Genomic DNA, 18,119 nt, shown 5'->3' with positions numbered 1-18,119 from the left:
GGAATATGAATAGCAAACAATTAATTCAAGAAGCAATCGAAGCGCGTAAACAAGCGTACGTACCATATTCTAAATTTCAAGTAGGTGCAGCTTTACTAACTAAAGATGGAAAAATATATCGTGGATGTAATGTTGAAAATGCATCATATGGTTTATGTAACTGTGCAGAAAGAACAGCTTTATTTAAGGCGATTTCTGAAGGGGATAAAGAGTTTGTAGCTATTGCAGTCGTAGCGGATACAAAGCGCCCAGTACCTCCTTGTGGAGCATGTCGACAAGTTATGGTAGAATTATGTAAACAGGATACGAAAGTATACTTATCAAACTTACATGGTGACGTTCAAGAGACAACAGTCGGAGAATTGTTACCAGGAGCATTTTTAGCGGAGGATTTACATGAATAGAAAAGGTTATAAATCAGGTTTTGTCTCTATTATTGGCAGACCGAATGTTGGGAAATCTACATTTTTAAATCGTATTATCGGCCAGAAGATTGCTATTATGAGCGACAAGCCACAAACAACTCGTAATAAAATTCAAGGTGTATATACAGAAAATGATTCACAAGTGATTTTCATTGATACACCAGGAATACATAAACCTAAACATAAACTAGGTGACTTCATGGTGAAGATGGCTCAAACGACATTGAAAGAAGTTGATATTGTTCTGTTTATGGTCAATGCAACTGAAGGATTTGGTCGTGGTGAGGAATTCATTATTGAGAAATTACAAGAAACGAAACAACCGGTATTTTTGGTAATTAATAAAATTGACCAAGTTCATCCAGAGCAATTATTAGAGTTAATTGATCAATACCGTAAGCTACATGAGTTTGCAGAGATTGTACCAATTTCTGCATTAGACGGTAATAATGTGGAAGCGTTAATTGGAGCAATTAAAAAGTATTTACCAGAAGGACCACAATACTACCCAGATAATCAAGTAACGGATCATCCAGAGCGATTTATTATTGCAGAGCTTATTCGTGAAAAAGTATTACATTTAACACGTGAAGAAGTGCCACATTCTGTAGCTGTTGTTATTGATGCAATTCAAAAACGTGAAGGCGGGGCAGTTTATATAAATGCAACGATTGTTGTTGAACGCGCATCACAAAAAGGAATTATTATCGGTAAGCAAGGGAAGATGTTAAAAGAAGTTGGTAAGCGAGCTCGCTTTGACATTGAAGCACTTCTCGGTTCTAAAGTATTTTTAGAAGTATGGGTGAAAGTGCAAAAAGATTGGCGCAATAAAATGTCACAGCTGCGTGACCTTGGTTTCCGTGAAGACGAATATTAATATGAAGTAAAGTTATGATCAGTGGATGTTTTGTTCATCCACTGATTATTGGTTTTCATAAACCTTGATAAATTAGGAAAAATTTTTCTCACATGAAAATGAACAAAATGGGTCAATTTAATAACAACAAAAGAAATTGGTTTATAGGCTACGCTTATTGAGAAAGGTGGATTCTTATGCTAGATTTTACCTGGAAGTTTTTCTCCAAAACAGGAAGCATTGAAACGTATTTGCTTTTGAAAGAAATGGAAAAAGACGTAAACGATGAGATGGATCAACATGAAGAGGAGTTAGCGCATTTAGATTCTCCAATTTCTTGACCCGTTTTGTTCAAACCTTGGATGGTGACGAACATGTTTCAAAAAGTTGAGGGCATTGTTATCCGTACGACAGATTACGGAGAAACGAACAAGATTGTTACAATATTCTCACGGGAATTTGGTAAGGTAAGTGCAATGGCAAGAGGGGCGAAAAAACCGAAAAGTCGGTTAGCAGCTATTTCGCAACTTATGACACATGGTCATTTTCTTATTCAAATGGGATCTGGACTTGGAACTTTGCAACAAGGCGAGATTATTTCATCTATGAAAGAAATTCGTGAGGATATATTTTTAACTGCTTATGCATCATTTATTATTGAATTAACTGATAAAGCAACAGAAGATAAGAAGCATAATCCGTATTTATTTGAAATGTTATATCAAACGTTGCATTATATGTGTGAGGGTGTTGACCCAGAGGTATTATCGTTAATTTATCAAACGAAAATGCTTCCGGTATTAGGGATGCGTCCGTATTTTGATACATGTGCTATTTGTCATCAAGCAACAGATTTTGTCGCCTTCTCTGTCCGAGAAGGTGGTTTTCTGTGCTCGCGTCATGCGGAGCAAGATCCGTATCGTATCCCGGTGGGAGAGGCTGTTCATAAATTATTACGTCTCTTTTTTCACTTCGATCTACACCGGCTCGGTAATGTATCGGTGAAGGATAGTACAAAAAAACAAATGCGCACAGTATTGAATACATATTATGATGAATATTGTGGGATTTATTTGAAATCAAGGCGTTTCCTAGAACAACTTGATAAGTTTCAGATATAATTAGGGCCGTATACGGTCCTTTTTACATACTTTCTTTTTCGAATAGCATATTTAGTATATAATATTTAAGAGATAGTATAACTTTTTTCGTTGTGCATTAAAGGTGGTGATTATCATAGAGCTGAATAAACGGCAAGAACATATCATTCAGATTGTAAAAGATCACGGTCCTATTACAGGGGAGTCAATTGCTGCGCAATTGGGTTTAACACGTGCAACGCTAAGACCAGACTTAGCAATTTTAACGATGGCTGGTTATTTAGAAGCGCGTCCACGCGTAGGTTATTTTTATACGGGTAAAACTGGGGGACAGCTATTATCTGAAGCTGTTAAGAAAATTAAAGTACAAGATTATCAATCTAGACCGGCTGTAATTGATAAAAATGTATCAGTATACGATGCAATCTGTACTATGTTTCTAGAGGATGTTGGTACATTATTTGTTGTAGATCAATCTACTTTATTAGTTGGCGTTGTATCTCGTAAAGATTTATTGCGAGCTAGCTTAGGAAAGCAGGATTTAACCTCTCTTCCGGTTAATATTATCATGACAAGGATGCCAAACATTGCGATGTGTCGCAGAGAGGATTCTTTATATGATATTGCGATGGAATTAATAGAAAGACAGATTGATGCGATGCCAGTTGTAAAGGATACGAAACAAGGTCTAGAAGTGATTGGACGAATTACAAAAACAAATATTACGCGTGCATTTGTCAATTTAGTAAATAACGAATAAGTGTAATTTGTTTAAAGTGAGGTAATGTAATGGATAATAAAATCGTATATGTCGTATCTGACTCTGTAGGAGAAACGGCTGATTTGGTTGTTAGAGCGGCAATGGGGCAGTTCCCATTCGCTCCTGATATTAGACGTGTACCGTATGTAGAAGATACAGGGACATTAAAAGAAGTGATCTCGATTGCCAAGAGCAATCAAGCGCTTATTTGTTTTACGTTAGTAAAGCCTGATATGCGTCAATATTTATTGACAGAAGCGGCAAAAGAAGGAGTAGAGGCATACGATATTATCGGACCTCTTATCGATCAAATTGAAGAAATTACAGGGCAAGTACCAAGGTATGAGCCAGGTGTCGTTCGAAGATTAGATGAAGAGTACTTTAAAAAAATTGAAGCGATTGAATTTGCAGTTAAATATGATGATGGCAGAGATGCACGTGGTATTTTAAAAGCCGATATCGTGTTGATTGGAATTTCACGTACATCAAAAACACCACTTTCACAATATTTAGCGCATAACAAACGTTTGAAAGTTGCTAATGTACCACTTGTACCGGAAGTGGATCCGCCTGAGGAATTATATCAAGTGGCAAAAGAGAAATGTTTCGGTTTGAAAATTACACCGGATAAGTTAAATCATATTCGAAAAGAACGATTAAAATCACTTGGATTAAGTGATGGAGCAACATATGCAAATATTAATCGTATTAAAGAAGAAATTGATCATTTTGAGGAAGTAATTAGTAAAATAAATTGTCAAGTGATTGATGTATCGAATAAGGCGATTGAAGAAACAGCAAATATTATTGTGAATGCAGTGCAAAACCAAAAAATGTTTTAGCACATTTACCAAAGGTGAATGTGCTTTTTTCGCTCGTGAGAAGTAGGTAGAGGAAGATGCGAAGTAGAGCATGAACTTTAGTCTTAGTAATAGAATATAGCGGAATGGTTATACTTATATTCTTCTGTTTTTTTATTATGCTAACGGAACGAGTTTGTTATCTTTAAATGCAAGATGAAAATTAAAGGGATATGTAGCGTAGTTGAAGAAAATATATTATAATAAAAAATTGTGATAAAAACCTATATTTTACGTTTAGACTTTAATTTTTCAGAATAAACTAGGGATAGGATTTGCGAAAAAGACATGTATTTACGTTAAATCGACAAAATCTAAACAAGAAAACGCACATTATGGAAGGATTCACAGAAGGGATGTAGAATACAGAAATATGCAAAACATCAATAACATGTTAGTTGATGCAGATGCGTGTCCCGTGAAGAATGAAATTGTGCAAGTTGAAACAAAATTTTATGTCGAAATTTTGTTTGTCGCATCTTATGCTCATCGTTCAAGAAAACAGCAAGGTATTGGGTCTATGTAGATTCTGAACAAGATGAAGTTGATTTTTATATTTATCAACATGCAAAAGTTACAGATCTCGTGATCACACAGGATGTGGGTCTTGCTAGTCTTCTTGTAAAAAATGGAGTATTGGTATTGTCTCCAAGAGGTACATTTGTAACAGATGAGCAAATGGATACAATTTTATATAGTAGGTATGTATCTGCGAAGTTACGCAGGTAGGGGGCTTATACGAAAGGCCTAAAATCATTTGTACAACGTGATCGACAGCACTTTCTAATAAATTTAGAAAAAATATTGTCGAATTATAAAGGAATCTTTTAATTTATATCGAATACAAAATACGACACGGAGCTGGAGTTATGGGGAACAGAATTCCCGAAGAAGTTGTTGAACAGATTCGGACATCATCCGATATTGTAGAAGTGATTGGTGAGTATGTTCAACTTAGAAAGCAGGGGCGTAACTATTTCGGCCTTTGTCCATTTCATGGTGAGAACTCACCTTCATTCTCTGTTTCATCTGATAAGCAAATCTTTCATTGCTTCGGATGTGGAGAAGGTGGAAATGTATTTTCCTTTCTTATGAAAATGGAAGGACTCGCTTTCACTGAGGCTGTTCAAAAGCTTGGTGAAAGAAATGGGATTACAATTGCAGAGTATACATCAGGGCAAGGACAACAAGAAGACATATCTGATGACACTGTCATCATGCAACAGGCTCATGAACTTTTGAAAAAGTATTATCATCATTTGTTAGTAAATACAGAAGAGGGAAATGAAGCACTTTCTTATTTATTAAAACGTGGTATCACAAAAGAGATGATAGAGAAATTTGAAATTGGTTATGCATCACCAGCTTGGGATGCAGCAACGAAAATTTTACAAAAAAGAGGTTTGTCGCTATCTAGTATGGAACAAGCTGGCCTTCTTGTAAGAAGTGAGAAGGATGGTAGTCATTATGACCGCTTCCGAGGAAGGGTTATGTTTCCAATCTATACTTTACAAGGTAAGGTGATAGCGTTTAGTGGAAGGGCGCTAGGAGATGATACTCCGAAATATTTAAATAGCCCTGAAACACCGATTTTTCACAAAAGTAAGCTGTTGTATAATTTCCACCAAGCAAGACCGTTTATTAGAAAACGTGGGCAGGTTGTCCTATTTGAAGGTTATGCCGATGTGCTAGCCGCGGTAAAAAGTGGCGTGGAAGAGGCTGTTGCGACAATGGGAACGGCTTTAACTGAAGAACAAGCGAAACTTCTGCGACGTAACGTTGAAACTGTTGTTCTTTGCTATGATGGTGATAAAGCAGGGCGAGAAGCGACGATGAAAGCAGGGCAATTATTATTGCAAGTTGGTTGCCAAGTGAAAGTTACACCATTGCCAGATAAGCTTGACCCTGATGAATATGTGCAACAATATGGAACAACGGCTTTTGAAAATCTTGTGAAATCAAGTATAAGTTTTGTTGGTTTCAAAATAAATTATTTGCGTTTAGGGAAAAATTTGCAAGATGAGTCTGGCAAAGAAGAATATGTGAAAAGTGTTTTAAAAGAGTTATCATTGTTGCAGGACGCGATGCAGGCCGAGTCATATTTAAAGTCATTATCGCAAGAATTTTCGTATTCAATGGAAACACTTTTGAATCAATTACACCAATATCGCAAAGAACAAAAGGTACAGCAAAAACAAATAAAGCAGGTCTCTAAGCCATCTCAAATTGTTCAAACTAAACCGAAATTAACAGGTTTTGAAAGAGCAGAAAGAGAAATTATTTACCATATGTTGCAAAGTGCAGAAGTGGCAGTGCGTATGGAATCTCATATAGAAGATTTTTATACAGAAGAACATAAAGGGATTTTATATGAACTATACGCATATTATGAAAAGGGAAATGAACCTTCAGTCGGAACATTTTTAAGTTGGCTCTCTGATGAAAAGTTGAAAAATATTATCACTGATATTTCGACGGATGAATTTATTAATCCAGAATACACAGAAGAAGCGTTACAAGGCCATTTGGAGGCGCTCAGACGTCATAAGGAAAAACTTGAAAAGATGGAAATTATCTTTAAAGTAAAACAAATGGAAAAAACAGATCCTGTAGAGGCTGCTAAATATTATGTAGCATATTTACAAAATCAAAAAGCAAGAAAATAGCTTTTTCGATAAAATTTTAGTATAATGAATGTTTGTATCTCGCGTAAGGAGGGGAACAGATGGCTGACAAACCAGCTCGTTCTAAACAAATTGAAACTGAAATGACCCTTGAGCAAGTGAAAGAACAACTCACTGAGCTCGGAAAAAAACGTGGCGTTCTTACATATGAAGAGATTGCAGAACGCATGAATGGATTTGAAATTGAATCCGACCAAATGGATGAATACTACGAATATTTAGGTGAACAAGGGATTGACTTAGTTGGTGACAATGACAACGACGAAGGTCCTAATAATCGCCAAATTACAAAAACGGAAGAAGAATTCGACCTCAATGATTTAAGTGTGCCACCAGGTGTGAAAATCAATGATCCTGTTCGTATGTACTTAAAAGAAATTGGTCGCGTTGACTTACTATCCGCTGAAGAAGAAATTCGACTTGCGACACGTATTGAAGAAGGCGATGAAGAAGCAAAACGCCGTCTTGCGGAAGCAAACTTACGTCTTGTAGTAAGTATTGCAAAGCGCTATGTGGGCCGCGGTATGCTTTTCTTAGACTTAATCCAAGAAGGGAATATGGGTCTAATTAAAGCGGTTGAAAAGTTCGATTATCGTAAAGGGTTTAAATTTAGTACGTATGCAACTTGGTGGATTCGCCAAGCTATTACACGTGCGATTGCAGACCAAGCGCGAACAATTCGTATTCCAGTTCATATGGTTGAAACAATTAATAAGTTAATTCGTGTACAACGTCAATTATTACAAGATTTAGGACGCGAACCATCTCCTGAAGAGATTGGTGAAGAAATGGATCTTGCTCCAGAAAAAGTACGCGAAATCTTAAAAATTGCACAGGAGCCAGTTTCTCTTGAAACACCGATTGGTGAAGAAGACGACTCCCATTTAGGTGACTTTATTGAAGACCAAGAAGCAACATCGCCTGCGGACCATGCAGCGTATGAATTGCTAAAAGAACAATTAGAAGATGTGTTAGATACACTAACAGATCGTGAAGAAAATGTTCTGCGTCTTCGTTTTGGTTTAGATGATGGACGAACTCGTACGCTTGAAGAAGTTGGGAAAGTATTCGGCGTAACGAGAGAACGTATTCGTCAAATTGAAGCAAAAGCACTTCGCAAATTAAGACATCCGAGCCGTAGTAAACGTCTTAAGGATTTCTTAGAATAGGTTATTTTTAAGTTTACTTCACGATTGTGAAGTAAACTTTTTTATTTTGTTAATTTTTGTTAAAATTTAGCTATCAGCAACGATTACAATTTCTTGTAATTTATTTTACAGAATTGTCTTTTGATTTGCAAATGCTCATTTTTCGATTTTTCGATTAATTTTGTTTATTCTATACAAAAAAATATGTAGAAAAGTGAAAAATATGATGAGAAACGTTAATATTTATCGAAATAATATGCGATATAAAAGTGAAAATCAATAAACTGAATTTATGGAATATTTTCAACGAGTAATAGTTTACTCTTTTCTGATAGAGCGTTTTCAAGTACAATGGAAATGACTGAATCATCTAACTATTTAGGGGTATAGAGGGGGGAGAAGAGATATGAAACGTAATCCGCTGATTCCGTTCGCTCTTATTGCAGCATTAGGTATTATCGTTATGTTTGTATTTTCATTTCAAGGGCTACATAAATCTAAAGAGTTAGCTGATGCAAAAAATGGCGGGAAACCAGCACAAACAGTATCAAAGCCAGAGGATATTGTGAAGCAAAGCTGTACGAGCTGTCATGGTGATCAGTTACAAGGAGCAGTAGGACCTAATTTACAAAAAATTGGTGGGAAACTCTCGAAAGATGAAATTAAAGAAATTCTTTCAAAAGGAAAAGGGAATATGCCACCAAATGTAGTTCCAGCTGATCAAGCAGCTAAAGTAGCTGATTGGTTATCGAAGAAAAAATAAAGTATAGAAAAACAAGCCTTTTGCTTTTGTGCAAAAGGCTTGTTTTTCTATACTTTCTAAAATACGATTAGTAATAGAGAATTGAAGTGTTGTTCTGGACTTGCAACAACTACTATAAATTCATTATCATGGAGACAGACTGACAAGAGAAGGAGTAATGGAAATACATGAATGAAGTAAAGCTTTCAAAACGATTAGAAGAAGTTGTGCGGGAGATTCCGGTAGGATCTACAGTAGCTGATATTGGGTCGGATCATGCGTATTTACCGTGTTATACAATTATAAATAATATTGCTACAAAAGCAGTTGCAGGAGAAGTTGTAGATGGGCCGTTTCGCTCTGCGCAAGCGACTGTAGCTGAGAGTGGCTTGCAAGATAAAGTAGATGTTCGTAAAGGTAATGGGTTAGCTGTTATTACCCCAGGAGAAGTAGATGTTATTACGATTGCTGGTATGGGTGGAGCGTTAATTCGTGACATTTTAGAAAGTGGTAAAGAAAAATTAAAAGGTGTAACGCGTTTAATCTTACAGCCTAATATTGCTGCACATCATATTCGTGAATGGTTTATTGAGAATGGCTGGGAGCTTATCCATGAAAAAATCGTAAAAGAAGACGGGAAAATTTATGAGATTTTAGTCGGAGAGCGAGGAGATATCGCAGTACCTTACTCTGAACATAAACAAGCTGAATTGTTTATGGGTCCATTTTTAATAAAAGAAAAAAGTGAGGCTTTTGTTGAAAAGTGGGAAGGGGAATTGAAAAACTTCCAAAATATTTTAAAGCAGTTAGAGCGTGCAGCAGAGTCTGAAGAGACAAAAGTGAAGCGTGCAGAAGTAGAAGCGAAAATGAAAATGATAGGGGAGGTTTTATCATGAGTAAAATTCCGAATGGCCATGAAATTATTTCTTTATTTGAAGGTATGTATCCGAAGCATTTAGCGATGGAAGGGGATAAGATTGGCTTACAGATTGGAGCGCTTAATAAACCTGTTCAGCACGTATTAATAGCGTTAGATGTAACGGAGGTAGTTGTGAACGAGGCGATTCAATTAGGAGCGAATGTCATTATTGCGCATCACCCTCTAATTTTTAATCCGTTAAAAGCGATTCATACAGATAAGGCGTACGGAAGAATTATTGAAATGTGTATTAAAAATGATATTGCAGTTTATGCGGCCCATACAAATGTAGACATTGCTACAGGCGGGGTAAATGATTTACTTGCTGATGCATTAGGGTTACAAAATACAGAAGTATTAGTTCCGACATACGCAGAAGAAATGAAAAAAATTGCTGTATTTGTTCCAGTAACTCATGCAGAAGAGGTGCGCAAAGCTCTTGGAGATGCGGGTGCTGGTCATATCGGTAATTATAGCCACTGTACGTTCGGTAGTGAAGGGGTAGGTACGTTTATCCCTAGAGAAGGGACAAATCCTTATATCGGGGAAACTGGGCAGTTAGAGCGTGTGGAAGAGGTGCGTATCGAAACAATTATTCCAGCTTCACTACAAAGAAAAATTATTAAAGCGATGTTGGTAGCTCATCCATATGAAGAAGTGGCCTATGATATATATCCGCTGGATAATAAAGGTGAAACATTAGGTCTTGGTAAAATAGGATATTTACAAGAAGAAATGACACTTGGACAGTTTGCTGAACACGTGAAACAATCATTACATGTGAAGGGTGCAAGAGTTGTTGGGAAGTTAGAAGATAAAGTGCGTAAAGTTGCTGTGCTTGGTGGTGACGGTAATAAATACATAAACCAAGTGAAATTTAAAGGGGCAGATGTATATGTAACGGGTGATATGTATTATCATGTTGCTCACGATGCGATGATGCTCGGTTTAAATATAGTTGACCCAGGACATAATGTTGAAAAAGTAATGAAGCAAGGCGTACAAAAACAATTGCAAAACAAAGTAGATGAAAAGAAATTTAATGTGCAAATTCATGCTTCGCAGTTACATACGGATCCTTTCACATTTGTATAAAAATAACGAAAACCGTTGCTCATGTAGGCAACGGTTTTTATTATTGCTGTTTTTTTACTTTTACACGTGGCAAAATCTTTTGAAGTGGTACATTTCGAGTTCTGTCCCATGTAGCTGGATTCATTGGATCATATTGCTCTAAGAAAGCTATAACCTCTTTCGTAATTGGCGTTGGAGTAGAAGCGCCTGCTGTAACTGCGACGTTTTCGATACCTTGTAGCCATTCTAATTGAATTTCACTTACATCTGCAACACGGTATGCTTTCGTACCAGCAATTTCTTGTGATACTTGCGCTAAACGGTTGGAGTTGTTACTTTTCGGATCACCGACAACAATTGTTAAATCCGCAACATCAGCTTGTTTAGCGACAGCTTCTTGGCGAACTTGAGTTGCTAAACAAATTTCCTTATGGAATTCTGCTGTTGGGAATTTTTTTTGGATGTCCTCCATTAAATGTTGAACATCCCATTGACTCATTGTTGTTTGATTCGTAACTAAAATTTTATCCGTTGGGATTTCTAATGTTCTTAAATCATCAGCTTTTTCGATAAGATGAACGATATCAGGTGCAATACCAACTGCGCCTTCTGGTTCTGGATGGTTTTTTTTGCCGATATAAATGACATGATATCCTTCAGCTTTCTTTGCTTCAATAAGGTCATGTGTTTTTGTAACGTCTGGACAAGTTGCGTCGATTGTCGTTAAACCTTTTTCTTTTGCACGTTGTTTAACTTCTGGAGAAACACCGTGTGCAGTAAAAATAACAGTACCAGAATCGATTTTATCTAAAATTTCTAATCGACTTGGACCGTCTAATGTAATGATGCCATCCTCTTCGAAAGCATCTGTTACATGCTTATTGTGAACAATCATACCTAAAATATAAATGGGTCTCGGTAATGATTTATCTAATGCGGCGTTACGTGCAATAACCATCGCGTCAACAACGCCGTAGCAATAACCACGAGGGGAAATTTTAACAATCTTCATGTGAGTAATCCTCTCCTTCTAAACAAGGGATACTTTTGTGCATAGTCCATTACATTATAAAGGAGGAGTGGATAGAAAACAAAGGATTGTTACACATATAGTTTTGGTTTTGTTGCTATTTGTTGGATAGGCTCTTCAGGTAATTCTTTTTCTATTATTGGCTCAATCACAATTTTTTTTCTTTTTCTCTTTTTTGGTGGAGGAGGTGGAGTGACTACTTCAACTTCTCCTGGCTGGTCTTCAGCTTGTTTTTCCTCCGTGCCTTTTCCAGAGGTGAGGATTTTAACAATGCTTGGTAGACTACGCATAATTGGACCGTATTGCTCGACGACAGGTCCTACCGATTGAACAACTTGGGATACTTTTTCGATATTATTTATCATATTAGTTGGATTCGAAATTAGATTCGAAAAAAAGCTTCCGATGCCGCTGCTAGATGTCGCAGCAGCTGTAGTTGTCGCCGTACCGCGCGTTTCATTTGATTCATACATTTGAGGTGGTATCATTTGTTGAGGATGTTGCTGCATATATGGTTGATATTGCTGTGAGTATTGTTGCTGGTATTGCTGTTGATATTGCGGTGGCGGTTGCTGGTGCATCATCGGCGGCCCTTCCATTTGCCGATAGGGAGGGACCATTTGCATGAAAGGCTCCGTAGGATCGTGTTTTTTAAAGAGTTTAGCAAGAAAACTTTTCTTTTTTTGTGCCATCGGTGGTAGTTGGGGAATTGGGTATGGTGTATAAGGATGATGTCCTTGATTAGGATGCATTTGCCCTATAGGGGGTTTCGGATACATATGAGAAATCCTCCTTTCTTCAATTAGGTATATACACATACAATATGCAGTGGAAGGAAAGAAGGTTAGTTTTTATGATGAAAACCTAAACTAAAGAAAAGATGGATTTTACTTGTAGATTTCGATATAATGTAGACTTGACTGATTTGTGCGCGCAGTAGAAATTTTAGAAAGAAGGTGTAACTTATGACACTACAAACTTTTACACAGTATGATTTTAAACCATTTTTAATAGATGCAGTTCGTGAACTACGCTTTTCAGAGCCGACAGGAATTCAACAGAAAATTTTCCCGGTTGTGAAAAAAGGTGTGAGTGTAATTGGACAATCCCAAACAGGTTCTGGGAAAACACATGCATACTTACTTCCTACATTAAACAGAATTGATGCAAGTCGTGAAGAAGTACAGCTTGTTATTACAGCGCCTACTCGTGAGTTAGCACAACAAATTTACGAAGAAATCGTGAAATTAACAAAGTTCTGTGCAGAAGAGCAAATGATTACAGCACGTTGTTTAATTGGTGGAACAGATAAGCAACGATCAATTGAAAAGTTGAAAAAACAACCTCATATTGTAGTTGGAACACCAGGACGTATTAAAGATTTAGTAGAAGAAAAGGCGCTATTTGTTTATAAAGCGGATACTATTATTGTCGATGAAGCGGATTTAATGCTTGATATGGGATTCATTCAAGATGTAGATAAAATTGCAGCACGTATGCCTAAAAACTTACAAATGCTAGTTTTCTCTGCAACGATTCCTCAAAAATTAAAACCGTTTTTGAAGAAATATATGGAGAATCCAGAACATATTCATATTAATCCGAAGCAAGTTGCAGCAGGAAATATTGAGCATTACCTTGTGCCTTCAAGACACCGTAATAAAATTGAATTAGTGAAAAATATGCTACTTCAATTTAAACCGTACTTAGCAATTGTCTTTACAAACACAAAGAAGAAGGCTGATGAAGTAGCCGATGGATTAGCAGAACGTGGGTTAAAAGTAGGGCGTATACACGGTGATTTATCACCACGTGATCGTAAAAAAATGATGAAACAAGTTCGTGATCTTGAATTCCAATATATTGTTGCGACTGATTTAGCGGCACGTGGTATCGATATTGAAGGGATTAGTCATGTTATTAACTATGAACTTCCATCAGATTTAGATTTCTTCGTTCACCGTGTTGGAAGAACTGCACGTGCGGGTCATTCAGGTATTGCAGTGACGATTTATGATCCAGCAAATGAAGAAGCGTTAGATAGTTTAGAAAAACAACGTCATATCGAGTTTAAGCATGTAGATTTACGCGGAGATGAGTGGGCGGATTTAGGTGAACGTCGTCGTCGTAAGAGTCGTAAAAAACCAAGTGATGGACTGGATGTTATGGCAACGAAAGTTGTTAAAAAGCCGAAAAAAGTAAAACCAAACTATAAACGAAAACTTGCAACAGAACGTGAAAAAGTTAAGAAAAAATATAGCAATAAAAAAAGATAAGGGATTTCCCTTATTTTTTTTTATCTCGCTACTTGTGAGAAAACCGATTGATGCGGGCTAATAATTAGTGAGGGATTAGAAACAACGTTGACTAAAGTTTCACTTTATCCGTTTAATTTCAGTGTAGAGTGCGGACTGTTTAAATAGTCATTTTAATTTGTGTAGTGCCTTTTTTATGAACAAACAATTCACTACATATTTCTACAAATTATGCTATCATTATATCTATTGTATATTGAAGAGGTGATTGTATGTTAAAGATTGGATCTCATGTTTCAATGAGTGGTAAGAAGATGTTATTAGCAGCAAGTGAAGAGGCTGTTTCATACGGTGCAACAACGTTTATGATTTATACAGGTGCACCACAAAATACGCGAAGAAAACCAATTGAAGAATTGAATATAGAAGCAGGAAGAAAACATATGGAACTGAACGGTATTGAAGAAATTATCGTCCACGCTCCGTATATTATTAATGTTGGGAATACGACGAAACCTGAGACGTTTCAATTAGGTGTTGACTTCCTTCGTATGGAAATTGAAAGAACTGCAGCATTAGGTGTGGCGAGACAAATTGTTCTTCACCCAGGAGCTCACGTTGGTGCAGGAGCAGATGCTGGTATTCAGCAAATTATTAAAGGGCTTAATGAAGTAATAACGCCAGAACAAACGGTTAATATTGCGCTAGAAACGATGGCAGGAAAAGGAACAGAATGCGGTCGTAGCTTTGAAGAAATTGCGAAAATTATTGATGGCGTAAAATATAATGAAAAGTTATCTGTATGTTTTGATACGTGTCATACGCACGATGCAGGTTATGATATTGTCAATGATTTTGACGGTGTGTTAAACGATTTTGATAAGATTGTTGGGATAGATCGTTTACAAGTACTTCATATTAACGATAGCAAAAATGTCCGCGGAGCTGGAAAAGACCGTCATGAGAATATTGGTTTTGGTCATATTGGCTATAAGGCATTGCATCACATTGTGCATCACCCGCAACTAAAGCACGTACCAAAAATTCTTGAAACACCGTATGTAGGTGAAGATAAAAAAGATAAGAAGCCACCATATAAATTAGAAATCGAAATGCTGAAAAATGGTACTTTTGATGAAGGACTTCTTGAAAAAATTAAAGCGCAATAAGGAGGGGATTTTCCCCTCCTTATTTTAATAGTTGCTGAAATAAAGTATTTACTTGTTGGGCAGTGGCGGGAGAGGTTACTTTTGCGATTTGTTTTAAGAGCTCTAGTCGCTCGGTATTATCGTAAATGTTAATATTTTTCCCTTTCATAAGTAAAACGATTTTATCAGCTTGTGCAGTTGTAATTGAAACTTCGTATTCTTTACTATATTTCAATAACTCTTTTGTAGAAATATGATTTAATTTTTTGTTCACAATTTGTTTAATGAGATTCATCGTGTTGTCCTCCTTCACCGTTCTTCTATCGAAATATATGTACGCATAGCTTGTATATATTCGTCTAAAGGTGCATTTTTTCCATGGGGAAAAGAAGCGTATGTTATAATATAAGAACAAAACTATAGAGAAAGAGTATAAGGAGGACTTATGGAAAAAAAGCAACATCGGAAAGAAAGTGTTATTCATCTCGTATATCGTTTAGTTATGATTGTCTTTGGGGCAGCATGTGCGGCGGTAGCGATTGAACTATTTTTAATGCCAAATAAAATTATTGATGGTGGAATTATTGGTATTTCTCTTATATTAGATTATCTTACTCCTAATATTTGGTGGTTAAGTTTTTCTACTTTAGTTGTTATCCTCAACATTCCGTTTATGTACTCCGGATATAAGCAAATTGGAAAAACATTCATGTTATCCTCAGCATTTGGGATTGTAGCTTTAGCATTTATTGAATCAACGTTGCATGCTGTTCCGCCATTTACAACAGAGCCAATTTTAGCAACAGTTTTTGGCGGTCTTATTTTAGGTCTTGGTGTAGGACTTGTTATTCGTCATGGTGGATCGTTAGACGGGACAGAGATTATGGGGATTCTATTAACGAAGAAATTACCGTTTTCTGTTGGTGAATTCGTAATGTTTGTGAACTTATTCATTTTTGCATGGGCAGCATTTGTGTTTGGTGTTGAACAAGCAATGTATTCTGTTATGACGTACTATATCGCATTCAAAACAATTGATACGGTAATCCAAGGATTGGACGAAACGAAAGCAGTTTTAATAGTATCGGATCAATATGAGGAAGTATCAAATGCAATTTTACACCGCCTTGGTCGTGGAACAACAAAACTTGTTGCTAAAGGTGGTTATACAGATAAAGAAAAAGAAGTTATTTATGCAGTTGTAACGCGTCTTGAAGTGACAAAGTTAAAATCAATTGTGCACGAAATTGATGAAAATGCATTTGTTACCATTATGAGCACGCAAGAGACAAATGGTGGTAAGTTTAAATCGGCAATTCATTAAAAAATGATTTGTAATATCTTTTAAAAGCAGAGAAAATTTCTCTGCTTTTTGTTATAATAATAAGGTTTCTGGAAATAAAGAATATATTTTGGGCAGATTGGTTTACAACTATAATAAGCTGTACTATAATTCAAATAGAGATAAATCGGAATCATTCTGAATTAAAATAGGTGAGATGCTATGAATAATATATTGGAAATAGAAGGGCTAACGTTTCGATATGAAGATCGAAACGTGTTAGAAGATATTAATTTGCAAGTTCCGAAGGGAGCTTTTTTAGGTTTAGTTGGACCGAATGGTTCAGGGAAATCGACTTTACTTAAATGTTTATTGGGTGTTTTAAAGCCGAAGCAAGGAAATATTCGATTGTTTGGCATTGATAGTAAAAAATTCAAAGAGTGGAATAAAGTCGGTTATGTATCCCAAAAGGCAAACAGCTTTAACTCAGGTTTCCCGGCAACTGTTTTTGAGGTCGTTTCAATGGGACTTGTTTCGAAAAAAGGTCTTTTTCGCTTTTTTACGAAAGACGATAAGGAGAAAGTAGAAAAAGCAATTGCTGATGTAGGCATGAGCGAGTTTCAAGGACGTAATATTGGAGAACTTTCTGGTGGACAACAACAACGTGTATTTATTGCCCGTGCACTTGTAAGTGATCCAGAGTTGCTTATTTTGGACGAGCCTACTGTTGGGATCGATGTGAAAAATGTGGAAAGTTTCTATGAGATACTAGAGGACTTAAACAAAAGATTAGGAATCACGTTAATTCTTGTTACTCATGATATGGGAGCTGTTACTGAAAAAGTAACACATGTTGCATGCTTAAACCAACATTTGCATTTCCATGGGAATGTAGAGAAATTCCGAGAGTTAGAAGATGCAGAAATGTCGATTTTATATGGACATCATGTTCATCGCTTAGAACATGAACATGAGCATCACGGGAGGATATAATGATACAGGATTTTTTACAATATGATTTTTTACGTAATTCTTTATACGCGGGTATTTTAATAGGGCTTGTCGCACCGCTTATCGGCGTGTTCGTTGTGATTCGCCGCATGTCGCTTATTGCGGATGCATTAAGTCATGTGACATTATCAGGAATTGCAGCAAGTTTATTACTTGAAAAAACAATCTTTACTGGTGGGTTTTTAAACCCTCTATATATGGGAATGGTTTTTTCAATCGGTGGAGCATTGCTAATTGAAAAATTACGTACTGTATATAAACATTATCAAGAGTTAGCAATTCCAATTATACTTTCAGCTGGGATGGGGATTGGAGTTATCTTCATTTCACTTGCTAATGGATTCAATACGGATTTATTTAGTTATTTATTTGGTAGTGTAAGTGCTGTAACAAGCACGGATTTAATTATTATTGGTATAGTCGCAATTGTTGTTATTGCAACGATTGTTTTATTATACAAAGAGTTGTTTTTACTATCATTTGATGAGGAATACGCTGTATCAACCGGTTTGAGTGCAAAGTGGATTCACTTTATCTTCATTATATTAGTTGCTCTTGTAATTGCCGTATCAATGCGTGTTGTAGGTGTTCTTCTCGTATCATCTTTAATGACGTTACCAGTTGCAGCAAGTATTCGTATTGCAAAAGGATTTAAACAAACAATTTTCTTTTCCATTTTATTTGGTGAAATTGCCGTAATTGGTGGAATGTTTGCTTCGTATCAACTTAATCTAGCACCAGGTGGTACAATTGTTATGATAGCGGTTCTTATTTTAATCGGTGCAATTTTATGGAAGAAGAAAAAAACTGCATAAAGTAGGGATA

The 18,119-nt window shown here is 36.4% G+C and carries 21 protein-coding genes; 18 read left to right on the top strand and 3 right to left on the bottom strand.

Annotated features, from left to right (window positions below):
- The first annotated feature begins 5 nt into the window (after positions 1 to 5).
- The 13 genes from MR109_RS04150 to MR109_RS04090 all read left to right on the top strand — a co-directional run bounded on the left by MR109_RS04150 (position 6) and on the right by MR109_RS04090 (position 10,589).
- Positions 6 to 404: a cytidine deaminase gene (locus tag MR109_RS04150; RefSeq protein WP_098303788.1), complete on the top strand. Its 399-nt coding sequence runs from the start codon at positions 6 to 8 to the stop codon at positions 402 to 404.
- Positions 397 to 1,302 carry a GTPase Era gene (gene era / locus MR109_RS04145; protein WP_001080234.1) on the top strand — a complete coding sequence of 302 codons (906 nt, stop codon included), beginning with the start codon at positions 397 to 399 and terminating at the stop codon, positions 1,300 to 1,302. Before MR109_RS04150 ends, era begins: the two co-directional genes overlap by 8 nt.
- Positions 1,303 to 1,478: 176 nt before the next feature.
- A complete protein-coding gene (locus tag MR109_RS04140; RefSeq protein ID WP_000883924.1) occupies positions 1,479 to 1,622 on the top strand; it encodes a YqzL family protein in 144 nt (47 codons plus the stop codon).
- A gap of 33 nt (positions 1,623 to 1,655) precedes the next feature.
- Positions 1,656 to 2,402, top strand: a complete 747-nt coding sequence (gene recO, locus MR109_RS04135) for a DNA repair protein RecO (RefSeq protein ID WP_002173498.1) — start codon at positions 1,656 to 1,658, stop codon at positions 2,400 to 2,402.
- A gap of 106 nt (positions 2,403 to 2,508) precedes the next feature.
- Positions 2,509 to 3,141: a transcriptional regulator CcpN gene (locus tag MR109_RS04130; RefSeq protein WP_000583755.1), complete on the top strand. Its 633-nt coding sequence runs from the start codon at positions 2,509 to 2,511 to the stop codon at positions 3,139 to 3,141.
- Positions 3,142 to 3,170: 29 nt separating this feature from the next.
- Positions 3,171 to 3,983 carry a pyruvate, water dikinase regulatory protein gene (locus MR109_RS04125; RefSeq protein ID WP_242271152.1) on the top strand — a complete coding sequence of 271 codons (813 nt, stop codon included), beginning with the start codon at positions 3,171 to 3,173 and terminating at the stop codon, positions 3,981 to 3,983.
- A gap of 391 nt (positions 3,984 to 4,374) precedes the next feature.
- Positions 4,375 to 4,527 (top strand): hypothetical protein, encoded by a 153-nt coding sequence (locus MR109_RS04120; protein WP_242271151.1) that lies wholly within the window; start codon positions 4,375 to 4,377, stop codon positions 4,525 to 4,527.
- Entirely contained in the window at positions 4,479 to 4,730 is a 252-nt protein-coding gene (locus tag MR109_RS04115) for a DUF188 domain-containing protein (protein ID WP_308197268.1), read from the top strand. The genes MR109_RS04120 and MR109_RS04115 overlap by 49 nt, the downstream gene beginning before the upstream one ends.
- A 140-nt stretch (positions 4,731 to 4,870) precedes the next feature.
- Positions 4,871 to 6,667: a DNA primase gene (dnaG, locus tag MR109_RS04110; protein ID WP_242271150.1), complete on the top strand. Its 1,797-nt coding sequence runs from the start codon at positions 4,871 to 4,873 to the stop codon at positions 6,665 to 6,667.
- A gap of 59 nt (positions 6,668 to 6,726) precedes the next feature.
- Positions 6,727 to 7,854 carry an RNA polymerase sigma factor RpoD gene (gene rpoD / locus MR109_RS04105; RefSeq protein ID WP_000764062.1) on the top strand — a complete coding sequence of 376 codons (1,128 nt, stop codon included), beginning with the start codon at positions 6,727 to 6,729 and terminating at the stop codon, positions 7,852 to 7,854.
- Positions 7,855 to 8,239: 385 nt separating this feature from the next.
- Positions 8,240 to 8,596, top strand: coding sequence for a cytochrome c550 (cccA, locus tag MR109_RS04100; RefSeq protein ID WP_002173495.1), 357 nt, complete (start codon positions 8,240 to 8,242; stop codon positions 8,594 to 8,596).
- Positions 8,597 to 8,763: 167 nt separating this feature from the next.
- Positions 8,764 to 9,471 carry a tRNA (adenine(22)-N(1))-methyltransferase gene (locus MR109_RS04095; protein WP_002173494.1) on the top strand — a complete coding sequence of 236 codons (708 nt, stop codon included), beginning with the start codon at positions 8,764 to 8,766 and terminating at the stop codon, positions 9,469 to 9,471.
- Entirely contained in the window at positions 9,468 to 10,589 is a 1,122-nt protein-coding gene (locus MR109_RS04090; protein ID WP_242271149.1) for a Nif3-like dinuclear metal center hexameric protein, read from the top strand. Before MR109_RS04095 ends, MR109_RS04090 begins: the two co-directional genes overlap by 4 nt.
- 40 nt (positions 10,590 to 10,629) lie before the next feature.
- Here MR109_RS04090 and MR109_RS04085 read toward each other — a convergent pair whose 3' ends face one another.
- Positions 10,630 to 11,580: a 4-hydroxy-3-methylbut-2-enyl diphosphate reductase gene (locus MR109_RS04085; RefSeq protein ID WP_242271148.1), complete on the bottom strand. Its 951-nt coding sequence runs from the start codon at positions 11,578 to 11,580 to the stop codon at positions 10,630 to 10,632.
- 89 nt (positions 11,581 to 11,669) lie between these two features.
- The gene (locus MR109_RS04080; protein WP_242271147.1) at positions 11,670 to 12,377 is read right to left on the bottom strand and encodes a YqfQ family protein; all 708 of its coding nucleotides are present in this window, start codon (positions 12,375 to 12,377) and stop codon (positions 11,670 to 11,672) included.
- A 186-nt stretch (positions 12,378 to 12,563) separates the two neighbouring features.
- Between MR109_RS04080 and MR109_RS04075 the strand changes: the two genes are divergently transcribed.
- A complete protein-coding gene (locus tag MR109_RS04075) occupies positions 12,564 to 13,874 on the top strand; it encodes a DEAD/DEAH box helicase (protein ID WP_002173490.1) in 1,311 nt (436 codons plus the stop codon).
- A gap of 251 nt (positions 13,875 to 14,125) precedes the next feature.
- Positions 14,126 to 15,022, top strand: a complete 897-nt coding sequence (locus MR109_RS04070; protein ID WP_025147420.1) for a deoxyribonuclease IV — start codon at positions 14,126 to 14,128, stop codon at positions 15,020 to 15,022.
- Between the two features lie 19 nt (positions 15,023 to 15,041).
- Here MR109_RS04070 and MR109_RS04065 read toward each other — a convergent pair whose 3' ends face one another.
- Positions 15,042 to 15,296: a DUF2624 domain-containing protein gene (locus tag MR109_RS04065; protein ID WP_002173488.1), complete on the bottom strand. Its 255-nt coding sequence runs from the start codon at positions 15,294 to 15,296 to the stop codon at positions 15,042 to 15,044.
- A gap of 150 nt (positions 15,297 to 15,446) precedes the next feature.
- Between MR109_RS04065 and MR109_RS04060 the strand changes: the two genes are divergently transcribed.
- The 3 genes from MR109_RS04060 (at position 15,447) to MR109_RS04050 (ending at position 18,109) form a co-directional block, all read left to right on the top strand.
- Entirely contained in the window at positions 15,447 to 16,325 is an 879-nt protein-coding gene (locus tag MR109_RS04060) for a YitT family protein (RefSeq protein ID WP_002173487.1), read from the top strand.
- Between the two features lie 180 nt (positions 16,326 to 16,505).
- Complete coding sequence (locus MR109_RS04055; protein ID WP_002173486.1) at positions 16,506 to 17,276, top strand: metal ABC transporter ATP-binding protein; 771 nt, start codon at positions 16,506 to 16,508, stop codon at positions 17,274 to 17,276.
- Positions 17,276 to 18,109, top strand: a complete 834-nt coding sequence (locus tag MR109_RS04050) for a metal ABC transporter permease (protein ID WP_071718608.1) — start codon at positions 17,276 to 17,278, stop codon at positions 18,107 to 18,109. The genes MR109_RS04055 and MR109_RS04050 overlap by 1 nt, the downstream gene beginning before the upstream one ends.
- Positions 18,110 to 18,119 lie beyond the last annotated feature (10 nt).

The organism is Bacillus cereus group sp. BfR-BA-01310, assembly GCF_022664325.1.
GTDB lineage: Bacteria > Bacillota > Bacilli > Bacillales > Bacillaceae_G > Bacillus_A > Bacillus_A paramycoides.
This window is presented reverse-complemented; position numbering and strand designations above follow the sequence as displayed.

What these genes read in the sequence shown, in the direction of transcription:
- MR109_RS04060 (WP_002173487.1), top strand. Translation starts at nt 15,447, where the DNA reads ATGGAAAAAAAGCAACATCGGAAAGAAAGTGTTATTCATCTCGTATAT.
- recO (WP_002173498.1), top strand. Translation starts at nt 1,656, where the DNA reads ATGTTTCAAAAAGTTGAGGGCATTGTTATCCGTACGACAGATTACGGA.
- rpoD (WP_000764062.1), top strand. Translation starts at nt 6,727, where the DNA reads ATGGCTGACAAACCAGCTCGTTCTAAACAAATTGAAACTGAAATGACC.
- MR109_RS04075 (WP_002173490.1), top strand. Translation starts at nt 12,564, where the DNA reads ATGACACTACAAACTTTTACACAGTATGATTTTAAACCATTTTTAATA.
- MR109_RS04085 (WP_242271148.1), bottom strand. Translation starts at nt 11,580, where the DNA reads ATGAAGATTGTTAAAATTTCCCCTCGTGGTTATTGCTACGGCGTTGTT.
- MR109_RS04080 (WP_242271147.1), bottom strand. Translation starts at nt 12,377, where the DNA reads ATGTATCCGAAACCCCCTATAGGGCAAATGCATCCTAATCAAGGACAT.
- dnaG (WP_242271150.1), top strand. Translation starts at nt 4,871, where the DNA reads ATGGGGAACAGAATTCCCGAAGAAGTTGTTGAACAGATTCGGACATCA.
- MR109_RS04150 (WP_098303788.1), top strand. Translation starts at nt 6, where the DNA reads ATGAATAGCAAACAATTAATTCAAGAAGCAATCGAAGCGCGTAAACAA.
- MR109_RS04050 (WP_071718608.1), top strand. Translation starts at nt 17,276, where the DNA reads ATGATACAGGATTTTTTACAATATGATTTTTTACGTAATTCTTTATAC.
- MR109_RS04055 (WP_002173486.1), top strand. Translation starts at nt 16,506, where the DNA reads ATGAATAATATATTGGAAATAGAAGGGCTAACGTTTCGATATGAAGAT.
- MR109_RS04095 (WP_002173494.1), top strand. Translation starts at nt 8,764, where the DNA reads ATGAATGAAGTAAAGCTTTCAAAACGATTAGAAGAAGTTGTGCGGGAG.
- cccA (WP_002173495.1), top strand. Translation starts at nt 8,240, where the DNA reads ATGAAACGTAATCCGCTGATTCCGTTCGCTCTTATTGCAGCATTAGGT.
- MR109_RS04120 (WP_242271151.1), top strand. Translation starts at nt 4,375, where the DNA reads ATGCAAAACATCAATAACATGTTAGTTGATGCAGATGCGTGTCCCGTG.
- MR109_RS04140 (WP_000883924.1), top strand. Translation starts at nt 1,479, where the DNA reads ATGCTAGATTTTACCTGGAAGTTTTTCTCCAAAACAGGAAGCATTGAA.
- MR109_RS04070 (WP_025147420.1), top strand. Translation starts at nt 14,126, where the DNA reads ATGTTAAAGATTGGATCTCATGTTTCAATGAGTGGTAAGAAGATGTTA.
- MR109_RS04090 (WP_242271149.1), top strand. Translation starts at nt 9,468, where the DNA reads ATGAGTAAAATTCCGAATGGCCATGAAATTATTTCTTTATTTGAAGGT.
- MR109_RS04065 (WP_002173488.1), bottom strand. Translation starts at nt 15,296, where the DNA reads ATGAATCTCATTAAACAAATTGTGAACAAAAAATTAAATCATATTTCT.
- MR109_RS04125 (WP_242271152.1), top strand. Translation starts at nt 3,171, where the DNA reads ATGGATAATAAAATCGTATATGTCGTATCTGACTCTGTAGGAGAAACG.
- era (WP_001080234.1), top strand. Translation starts at nt 397, where the DNA reads ATGAATAGAAAAGGTTATAAATCAGGTTTTGTCTCTATTATTGGCAGA.